Below are 10219 nucleotides of genomic sequence, written 5' to 3'. Positions count from 1 at the left end.
CTGGCCAAGATCAGAGGTAGAAGAAGCGGAGGGAGGAGTCCGCCCACTTCTTCAGCTCGTAACCGGTGCGCTCGCCGGGGAAGGACAGCAGGCCGAGCACCGCCCACGCGGTCGGCGGCAGCTCTTGCTTCTTCGGCTTCTGACTACTAGTCATATTCCTAATAGAAGTGAGACCGGGTACGGGACGCAACCCTGGAGGCACCGTGAAATTCTCCGTGATCTTCGAAGCTCAGCTCGCCGACCCGACCGTGGAACGGGAGCACCAGGTCATTCACGACTGCGTCGAGCAGGCGGTGCTCGCCGAGCGGATGGGCTTCGACCGGATCTGGGCCGTGGAGCACCACTCCCTGAAGTGGTACGCCCACATGAGTGCCCCGGAAATCTTTTTGACGTGGGTGGCGGCCCGGACCAGCACGATACGCATCGGGCACGGGGTCGTCTGCATGCCCTTCGCCTTCAACCATCCCGTCCGGGTCGCCGAGCGGGCCGCGATGCTCGACCTGCTCTCCGGCGGACGGCTCGACCTCGGCGCCGGGCGCGGCGGGACCGAGCAGGAGACCTCGCTGTGCGGGGTGGACCGGGAGCGCACCACGGCGGAGGTCGAGGAGGCGCTGCGGATCATCGGGAAGGCCTGGCAGGAAGAGGAGCTGGAGTACCACGGGGAGCTCATCGACATCGATCCGCACCCGATCCTGCCGAGGCCGAGCCAGACCCCGCACCCGCCGCTGTTCCTGGCGTGCAGCCGCGGCGAAACGCTGGTGCGGGCCGCCGAGCTGGGCGTCGGCGCGCTGGTGATGGGCTTCGCCGGGCCCGAGTCCATCGCGCGGATGCGCTCCGTCTACGACGCCGCCATCGCCGCCCGCGACGGCGGCCACTTCGTGTCCACCGCGGTCAACGACCACTTCTCGGTGCTCTGCCCGACCATCGTGCTCGACGATCCGCACGAGGCGCGCCGCATCGGGATCCGGGGGCAGCGGTTCTTCGCGCAGTCCATCGGCCACTGGTACGGCGGCGCGGGCATCCCGGACGAGGCGGTGGTCGCGGGCGCGGACGAGGCGGCGGGGATGCGCGAGGCGGCCGAGCAGGTGGTGGCCCGGCTGCACGAGCTGGACATCCCGGTGCGGCCCACGGCCACCGCCACCTTCAACGCCGACCACGCCTACGGGAGCGCGGACGAGGCGATCGCGTACGTCGAGCGGCTGAGGGACGCGGGGGCCGACGAGATCATGTGCCTGATCCAGATGGGGACCGTGCCGCAGGAGGCCTGCCTGGAGACCCTGCGCCAGTGGGGCGAGAAGGTCATCCCGCATTTCGCGAGCGAGGCGTAGGGGCGGCCGCCGTGACCGACGTGCCCGACCGGCTCGATCCCGCCGCCCGGCCCTACGCCGACGCGATGGCCGCCTTCTTCCCCGATCTCGGCGGAGCCGTCACCACGGCCGACGAGGCCCGCCGGATCCTCGCCGCCGCGCCGGGCTCCGCCGGGCCCGTGCCCGTGGTCGGCGCCGTGGAGGACCGTGACGTCCCCGGGCCGGACGGGGCGGCGCCGGTCCCCGTACGCGTCTACTACCCGGACCCCCTGCTCCGGCCGGGGCCCCGGCCGACCGTGGTGTTCTGCCACGGCGGCGGCTGGGTGCTGTGCGACCTCGACACCCACGACGCCACCGTCCGGGAGCTCTGCAGGATCTCCGGGGCCGTCTTCGTCTCCGTCGATTACCGCCGGGCCCCCGAGGCCCGCTTCCCCGCCGCCGTCCACGACGCCTGCGCAGTCCTGCGCTGGGCCGGCGCGCACATCGCGGAGCTGGGCGGGGACCCGGCCGCCCTGGTGGTGGCCGGGGACAGCGCGGGCGGCAACCTCGCCGCCGCCTCCCTGCTGATGGCCCGGGACCACCACGGATACGGCGGACCGGCCGTCGCCCTCCAGGTGCTGATCTATCCCTGCCTGGACGCCGCGCAGGACACGGAGTCCTACCGGAGCAACGCGGAGGGCTGCTTCCTGACCGCGACGCACATGCGCTGGTTCTGGGAGCAGTACCTGGGACCGGGCGGCGACGGCCGCGATCCGCTGGCCTCCCCGCTCGCCGCGGATCCGCGCGGGCTGCCGCCGGCGTACGTGCTGGTCGCCGGGTGCGATCCGCTGCGGGACGAGGGCGAGGCGTACCACCACCGGCTGATCGGATCCGGGGTTTCTTCGGTCCTCGACGAGTGTTCCGGGATGTTCCACGGGTTCCTCGCGCTGGCCGGCGTACTGCCCGAGGCCCGGCAGGCCTTGGAGCGACTGGGCGGAGTCATCGATTCCGTGGGTAAGAACGGGAAGACTTCCGGCGAAACTGGGGGTGACGCAGGATAATTTCCCGCATCTCCTCTTGAGCGGGAGGGCCTCGCATGTAACCCTGTCTTGACGTGAGGTTCTCCTGTGGAGGAAGTGACATGACGGAAACTCTTGTGCCGGGTATCGGCGGGGCCGTGATAACCGCCGGTGCGCGGGTGGTAGACCACCCTGCGTGGCCCGAGCTCAAGGCCGCCGTGGAGGAGATCCGGCCCTGGCAGTCGGCCGACGGCTCCATCGACTTCGAGGCCGAGGGGGCGCCGACCCGCGCCACCGCCGCGACCGCCGTCGAGCGCGTCGTCTCGGGCGTGGAGGCGCTGTCGCCGCTGCTGCCGCACGGCGGCGCGTACCACCGTGCCCTCGTCCAGGACCTGCGCAAGTGGGCCACCGACGGCTTCGGCGTGCCGGACTTCCTCGACTCCCTGCTGGCCTTCCACCCGGCGGCGGACCGCGCCGACGGCCTCCAGCACCTCGTCGTCTTCCCGATGTACACCCAGAACGGCAACCTGGACCGCAACTTCGAAGCCGTCGTGCTGAAGATGGTGTGGCCCGAGTGGCTCTCCGAGCTGGAGCGCACCCGGTACGACAACCCGCTCTTCCTCGGCATCACCTTCGAGGACTTCACCCCGGGCTACGACACCCACTCCGCGGTGCTCTTCCCGGAGACCATCGCGGTCCGCGAGGCCCCCGAGCGCTTCACCTGGGGCGGGATCTTCTGCGACCGCGAGGCCGCCCGCTACCGCAAGGTCACCGCGGCCGCCGTGGACATCCTCGGCATCGAGCTGCCCGAGGACATCGCCGCCATGGTCGAGGACCAGGGACGCTGCGAGAAGGCCTTCGTCCTGTGGGACATGGTCCACGACCGCACCCACAGCCACGGCGACCTGCCGTTCGACCCCTTCATGATCAAGCAGCGCCAGCCGTTCTGGATGTACGGCCTCGAAGAGCTGCGCTGCGACCTCACCGCCTTCAAGGAGGCCGTGAAGCTGGAGTCCGAGGGCAACGAGCACGGCCGTGACGTGCAGTACGCCGTCCTCTTCGACCGGATGTTCCGCTTCCCGGTGTCGGGCGACCGCAACCGCAACTACGACGGCCTCGGCGGCCAGCTCCTCTTCGCGTACCTCCACAAGCACGACGTCGTGCGCTGGACGGACAACAAGCTGAAGATCGACTGGATGCGCGCCCCGCAGGTCACCAACCAGCTGTGCGCCGAGATCGAGGACCTCTACCGGGCCGGCATCGACCGCCCGAAGCTCGTCCACTGGTTCAAGGCCTACGACCTGGTCGCCGAGTACCTCGCGCCCCACCCGGGATCCCGCTGGGCCAAGGGCCCCGACGCCCTCGACCTCACGCAGCCGCCGCGCAAGCTCGTGGACGACGTGCTTCCGGACGAGTTTCCGCTCAGCATGTTCTATGAGGCCCTCGCCAAGAAGCTCAAGGGCGTGATCGCCTCCACGAAGGGCATCACTGCAGGAAACGCGACGGACCGCGAGAGCGCGCGGGCAGCCGCGTGAGCACTCGCCCACAGGAGGCAGCACAGATGATCGGGTCCGGGAACGGCAACGGGAAGCTCAGCGGCGCGGTAGTGGCGGTGGCCGGGGCCGGCGGGCCCGCGGGCCGCGCCGCCCTCATCCGCCTCGCGGAGGCGGGCGCGGTGGTCGTCGCCTCCGACGCCGACCCCGCGCGCCTGGCGGAAGCCGTGGACGCGGCCCGCTACGCCCACGGGGGCGCCACCGTCACCGGTGACACCGTGGACCTCCTCGACCTGGCCGCCACCAAGGCCTGGGCCGAGCGCACGGAGAAGGACTTCGGCCGCCTCGACGGCGTCGTCCACCTCGTCGGGGGCTGGCGCGGCAGCGCCTCCTTCACCGAGACCGACCTCGCGGACTGGGACTTCCTGGAGAAGCTCCTCATCCGCACGGTCCAGCACACCTCGCTCGCCTTCCACGACGCACTGCTGCGCAGTGACCGCGGGCGCTACGTCCTGGTCAGCCAGTCCGGCGCGCACAAGCCGATCGCCACCAACGCCGCCTACAACGCGGGCAAGGCGGCCGCCGAGGCGTGGACGCTGGCGCTCGCCGACTCCTTCCGCAAGGCGGGGGGCGAAGACGGCCCGAACGCGGCGGCTGCGATCCTGGTCATCAAGGCACTGGTGCACGACGCGATGCGCGCCGAGCGCCCCACTGCGAAGTTCGCGGGCTTCACCGACGTCAAGGAGCTGGCCGAGGCCATCGCCGGCGTCTGGGAGCGGCCCGCCACCGAGGTGAACGGACAGCGTCTGTGGCTCACTCCGCAACCGTGAGGACGGGGACGGCGACCGGGGGGACCGACGCCCGTCGGCACCACGACCCGGCGGTACGAGGCTTCGCGAGCGACAACTACGCGGGCGTCCATCCGGAGATCCTGGAGGCGATCGCCCTGGCCAACGGCGGCCACCAGGTCGCCTACGGCGGGGACGAGTACACCGAGCACCTCCAGAAGGTCATCCGGAGCCATTTCGGCCCGTACTCCGAGGCCTTCCCGGTGTTCAACGGCACCGGCGCGAACGTCACCGCCCTCCAGGCGATGACCGACCGCTGGGGCGCCGTGGTGTGCGCCGAAACGGCGCACATCAACGTCGACGAGGGCGGCGCGCCCGAGCGGATGGCGGGTCTCAAACTGCTCACCGTCCCCACCCCGGACGGCAAGCTCACCCCCGAGCTCATCGACCGGCAGGCCTGGGGCTGGGAGGACGAGCACCGGGCGATGCCCCAGGTCGTCTCGATCACCCAGAACACCGAGCTGGGCACGGTCTACACGCCCGACGAGATCCGCGCGATCTGCGAGCACGCCCACGGCAAGGGCATGAAGGTCCACCTCGACGGCGCCCGGATAGCCAACGCCGCGGCCTCCCTCGACGTGCCGATGCGCACCTTCACGAACACGGTCGGCGTGGACGTCCTGTCCTACGGCGGCACCAAGAACGGCATGATGTTCGGCGAGGCCGTGGTGGTGCTCAACCCGGACGCGGTCCGGCAGATGAAGCACATCCGCAAGATGTCGATGCAGCTGGCGTCCAAGATGCGGTTCGTGTCGGTCCAGCTGGAAGCGTTGCTCGCGAAGGACCTGTGGCTGCGCAATGCCCGCCACGCCAACGCGATGGCGCAGCGGCTGGCCGCCGGCGTCCGCGAGGCGGACGGGGTGGAGATCCTCTATCCGGTGCAGGCGAACGCCGTGTTCGCGCGGCTGCCGCACGAGGTCTCGCGGCGGCTGCAGGAGCGGTACCGCTTCTACTTCTGGGACGAGATCGCCGGCGACGTGCGCTGGATGTGCGGCTTCGACACCCAGGAAGACGACGTGGACGGCTTCCTCCAGGCGCTCAAGGAAGAGCTCGCCCGATAAATTCGATAGGCATGCGGATCGACGCATAGATATGCTCCTGGATCATGCAATTGATCCAGGAGCAGCCCGACCTCGCCGCCTATCTGGCGGCCGACGACATCGTGGACCACGGGCACCCCGTGGTCCACGAGACCGCCGACGCCCTGTGGACCGCCACGGACGGGGACCCGTACGCCTACGCCAAGGTGGCCTTCGAGTTCGTCCGCGACACGATCCCGCACTCCGCCGACTCCGGGGATACGCGCGTCACCTGGCGCGCCTCCGACGTGCTGAGCACGCGCAACGGCATCTGTTTCGCCAAGTCCCACGCCCTGGTGGCCCTGTTGCGGGCCCAGGGCATACCGGCCGGCTTCTGCTACCAGCGGCTCGCCGATGACGACGGCTCCTCGCCCCTCGTACACGGCCTGATCGCGCTGCGACTGCCGGGCAGCGCGCACTGGTCCCGCCAGGACGCGCGCGGCAACAAGCCCGGAGTGGACGCCCAGTTCACCCTCGACCGGGAGCAACTGGCCTTCCCCGTACGCCCGGACATCGGCGAGGTCGACTACCCCGAGCTCTACGCCCGCCCCGCATGCGGCCGCGGTGAAGGCCCTGCGGGAGTCCGCGGACCGGCCGGAGCTCTGGCGGAGGCTCCCGACGGCCCTGTAGCCGCCGGGAGGGCGGTGCCGCTGTCGCCGGCGTCCTAGTGCTGTCGCGCAGTGCCGGGGCCCGCGTAGGCGGAGCCGAAGCAGTCGCGGATCGCCTTCTCGGTCTTGGGGCGTCCGGCGAAGTTCAGCCGGGAGATGCCCTCGCCGGGAGCGGCGTACGGGTCGTCGTCGAAGTTGAGCGACCACCAGTAGACGCCCTCCATGGTCCGGTCCACGACGACCTTGCAGACGGCCCGGTACCAGTTGGCCTGGACGTTCTCGTTGACGGCCCGCTTGTTGTAGAAGTCGCCGGGCGCCTGGTAGGCGCCGTCCATCGCGCCGATGCCCGCCTCGGCCAGTACGACCTCGGGCATCGGACCGGTGGACTTCTTGTCGAGCCACTTGTTCCAGCCGTCGACCAGGGTCGCTACCGAGGCGCTGTCGGGCACCTTGACGGGGAAGTACGCGTCGAGCCCGATGGAGGTCGCCGGTACCTTGACGGGGCCGCTGACGAAGTTGTCCCAGTTGGCGTCGTAGGTCAGTTCGCCCCTGTAGTCCTTCCTGAGGGCGGCGACCAGCCCGTTCCAGCCGGGATCGGACTCGAGGGAGTTCAGCTCGGCGCCGATGACGAAGCTCGCGACCTGGTGCAGCTCGGCGAGCGCGGCGTACGGCTGGAGGAGCTTGGTGTACGCGGCGAACCAGGCGGACCGGCCGGCGGGCTCGATGTTGCCGCGCCAGCCGTCCTTCGGCGGCTTGAGAGCCTTCTCGTCCAGCAGGGGCCGCATCGTCACGCGCAGGCCCGCGTCGTGGAAGACCCTCAGGACGATCGCCAGGTGCGCGGGCGTCGGCGTGTTCGGACCGGCGAAGACCTCGTTGGAGGCCTTCCCCTTCGTGTAGAAGGGGAAGGAGAGCGACACCGAGTTGCCGTGCAGCCCGATGATGTACTCCGCCTTCTGCCGGGCGCGGCGCCGCACCTCGGCGTCGGTGTTGCGCGCCGAGTCCTCCCAGTAGATCTGCACGCCCCACTCCGGCATGCCCGGCTTCCAGGGCTTCTCCACGTGGACGCCCCGGGGCGCGGCGCCAGTGGGCGGGGAGGGAGCGGCAGGGGCCCTGCCGCCGTCCTCGCCGGCGCTCGCCGTCAGCCGGGCGGACGCGTTCTCGTCCGCTCCGAGCGAGGGCAGCAGGGAACCGTCCTTCCAGTGGAGGAACTGGCTTCCCGCCGCGGAGGAGGCCACGACGGTGGACAGCACCACGACGGGCAGGACCGCGAGCATGGGGAGGCGGGATCGCTTCATCGGCAGGGCTTCAGGTTCTCTTCGGGGACTCGGGGACTCGGGGACGACGGGACCGGGCGGCGCGTGCCGGTCGCCCGCTCACGCGGGCTTGGCGATGACGACGAACTGGTTCTCCTCGCGGCGGGCGTACTTGAAGAAGCCGCGCAGGCCCCCGAGGCCTTCGAGCACCGAGAACACGGGGATGAGCGCCAGGACCACGATCGGCTCCCACCACTTGCGCCGGCCCGACCGGGAGACGAGCGCGTTCAGGCGCAGCCCCTCCCAGTAGGTCCAGATCACGTAGGCGAAGTTCAGCGACCACAGCAGGATGACGCCCTGCAGCACGGGGGAGGTGTTCATGTCGCCCAGCAGCCAGCAGACGGTGAGCACCACGCCGATGTGCTGCAGCGGGCCCAGGACCCAGGTGGCCACGCACACCGCGAGGAACCAGCGGTAGCGCAGTGGGATGGTCCGGTTCACGCAGAGCGCGACCAGGCCCCAGGCCCAGCGCTCGCGCTGCTTGACGAAGTCCTTCGCCGTGGCGGGGGAGGCGCCGTAGCAGCGGCCGTTGAACCAGTCGCTGCGGCCGGGGTAGCGCTGGCAGAACGTCAGCGCCAGCTGGGCGTCCTCGACGATCGCCTTGGGGCCGAAGTCCCAGCCGATGGTGGCCTCGACGGAGGCGCGCAGCACGAGCAGTTCGCCGTGCACGCCGGCGGCCGGGGTCCCGGTGCCGGTGAGCGCGCGGAAGCGGGCGATGTCGTCCGCCGGCCGGACCGCGTCGGCGAGCCAGGTGAACAGGCTCACGGCGTTCTCGCGCGGGTACGTGAGGATGCCCTGGGCCATGTGCTTGGCCTCGTCGGGGTGCGCCCGGCGCTGGCGGTTGATGAACTGGGCCAGAGAGGAGGCGGTGTCCGGCCCCACGCCCGTGTCGTCGTCCATGTGCAGGACCCACACGTGCTCCAGGGCTTCGCCCTCGGCGATCCGCAGCTCGTGGGAGTAGTGGTTCGCCCGCGCCTTGAAACGGGTGCCGTTCGGCGTCGCGTAGGCCTTGGGGACGGTGACGACACGGACCAGCGGGTGGCGGCCGAGCTCGGCGATCTTCTCGGCGGCCTCGCAGCCCTCCTCCGTGAGGACGTCCACCCGCATGTACGGGAAGAACGCCGGCAGGTGATCGACGTAGGACCGGACCGAGCGCTCGAGCGCGGGATAGGTGTCGTGGCGGCCGATCGTCGGGACGAGGGCGATGAGGAAATCGGCCTCGGCCGGGGCGGGCGGCACCATTTCGTGCGCCCGCCGCGCCCGGCGCCGGATGAGCAGGGCGCCCTGGATGCCGACGAGCGTGCCGATGACCGGCAGGGACCAGACCACGGTCAGGATCCAGCTGACGAGCGAATCGCTCGGCTGGTAGAACCGCATGCCGAAGACGGTGAGCAGGACGAACGGCACGAAGAAGGAGGCGATGCCGGGCTTCCACTCCAGGATCTTGCGCTCCTGCCTGGCCGAGTGCCGGGACGGGGCGGGCTGTCTCTGGGCACTCCGGGGCGACATGGCGAGGAAGCTTTCTGGGCTGGTGGTTATTCCTGAAGGCCGGAATCCGGTGGCGCCCGCAATTGGTTGGCCATGCGCGAACGGGCCTGGACGAAGATACTCCCCGCCGAGCGGAGAAGTCCACGCCGGAAGGCGTTCGTATGGTGATGCGGGCCACAAACAAGTGGAATATCTTGCTCTACTTGAGTTTCGGCGCCGAGGGGCTAAAGTCCCGATTCCATTCCGGTGGGCGGCCCAGTCGCCCCCAATCGACCGTTGACCCGAATTGTCGTGTTCCTCCGGTGATCACGCGGTCTGACGCTCCGTAGAAATCCTTCACGTCGGAGAGGGAATTGACCTCTTTCGGGGCCGACACGTTGTCCGCGGACAGTGCCTGGCCCCACACGGTCCACATCGTCCAGGGAGCGGCTTCCAGGACCTCGCGCCCCTGCGAGGAGCCGGGGACGCGGGAACTCTCGGCGAGGACGCGCGGCTTGTCGAAGCGGGCCAGTTGCCGGTACCAGTAGGCGCTGAAGGGCTCGCCGCCGTAGCCGGTGCCCGTGTAGTCGTCCACGCCCACCATGTCGACGTAACGGTCGCCGGGGTAGTACGCGAACGGCGCCGCGTTGTCCGGCCAGGGCACCGGAGACCATACGAAGATCAGATTGTGCAGACCCCGGGTATCCACCAGGTAGTGGTACATGATCTGCCACAGCGCGCGGTACGCGGCCGGGTCCTGGTCGGACCACCAGAATCCTCCGTCCCGCGCGAGGTTCATCTCGTGATAGGGGCGCAGGAGCACCGGGATCCCGCGCTGCTGGAAGAAGTCGAGGTGGTCCGCGAGGAATTTCAGGTCGTCGAGCAGCGCCCGGTATTCGGGAGTGTTGTTCTCGTGGTCGACGACCTTGGCGAACCAGTCCGGATCGGCTCCGCCCGGCGCCCCCTTGGCCTGCACGTACCGGAAGTCCTTGACCGGAGCGCCCGGATAGGGCTGGTGGAAAGACATTCCCACGATGCCGGACGGACCGTCGAGTTCCGGGAGCGCCAGCTCGGGGGAGGGGCAGCCGCCGGCCGTGCCGCCGGCC

General features: G+C 70.2%; 8 protein-coding genes and 2 pseudogenes. 6 read left to right on the top strand and 4 right to left on the bottom strand.

Going from position 1 to position 10219, the window contains the following annotated elements:
* Window positions 1–16: 16 nt before the first annotated feature.
* A pseudogene (locus tag J7E97_RS30785) lies at window positions 17–154 on the bottom strand (PadR family transcriptional regulator); the annotation flags it as partial.
* 49 nt (window positions 155–203) lie between these two features.
* Between J7E97_RS30785 and J7E97_RS30780 the strand changes: the two are divergent.
* From J7E97_RS30780 to J7E97_RS30755, 6 genes and pseudogenes are all read left to right on the top strand, one after another.
* Complete coding sequence (locus tag J7E97_RS30780; RefSeq protein ID WP_215034130.1) at window positions 204–1328, top strand: LLM class flavin-dependent oxidoreductase; 1125 nt, start codon at window positions 204–206, stop codon at window positions 1326–1328.
* Window positions 1329–1339: 11 nt separating this feature from the next.
* A complete protein-coding gene (locus tag J7E97_RS30775) occupies window positions 1340–2347 on the top strand; it encodes an alpha/beta hydrolase fold domain-containing protein (RefSeq protein ID WP_308346862.1) in 1008 nt (335 codons plus the stop codon).
* 80 nt (window positions 2348–2427) lie between these two features.
* Complete coding sequence (locus J7E97_RS30770; RefSeq protein WP_215034129.1) at window positions 2428–3840, top strand: DUF6421 family protein; 1413 nt, start codon at window positions 2428–2430, stop codon at window positions 3838–3840.
* A 26-nt stretch (window positions 3841–3866) separates the two neighbouring features.
* Window positions 3867–4628, top strand: coding sequence for an SDR family oxidoreductase (locus tag J7E97_RS30765; RefSeq protein WP_215034126.1), 762 nt, complete (start codon window positions 3867–3869; stop codon window positions 4626–4628).
* Window positions 4625–5707, top strand: a complete 1083-nt coding sequence (locus J7E97_RS30760) for a low specificity L-threonine aldolase (protein WP_215034124.1) — start codon at window positions 4625–4627, stop codon at window positions 5705–5707. Before J7E97_RS30765 ends, J7E97_RS30760 begins: the two co-directional genes overlap by 4 nt.
* A gap of 44 nt (window positions 5708–5751) precedes the next feature.
* Window positions 5752–6355: pseudogene (locus J7E97_RS30755) on the top strand (transglutaminase family protein).
* Window positions 6356–6389: 34 nt separating this feature from the next.
* On the opposite strand, the gene J7E97_RS30750 reads toward J7E97_RS30755, so the two are convergent.
* The 3 genes from J7E97_RS30750 to J7E97_RS30740 all read right to left on the bottom strand — a co-directional run.
* A complete protein-coding gene (locus tag J7E97_RS30750; protein WP_215034122.1) occupies window positions 6390–7628 on the bottom strand; it encodes a hypothetical protein in 1239 nt (412 codons plus the stop codon).
* 78 nt (window positions 7629–7706) lie between these two features.
* Window positions 7707–9155, bottom strand: a complete 1449-nt coding sequence (locus J7E97_RS30745; RefSeq protein WP_215034120.1) for a glycosyltransferase family 2 protein — start codon at window positions 9153–9155, stop codon at window positions 7707–7709.
* Between the two features lie 178 nt (window positions 9156–9333).
* Window positions 9334–10219: glycoside hydrolase family 26 protein (locus tag J7E97_RS30740; protein ID WP_215034118.1), on the bottom strand; the 886-nt coding region annotated here is incomplete at its 5' end.

This window comes from Streptomyces sp. ISL-66, from assembly GCF_018614135.1.
In the GTDB taxonomy this organism is placed as follows: domain Bacteria; phylum Actinomycetota; class Actinomycetes; order Streptomycetales; family Streptomycetaceae; genus Streptomyces.
Note: the sequence above shows the minus strand (reverse complement) of the source record. Positions and strands in the feature narration are given on the sequence as shown.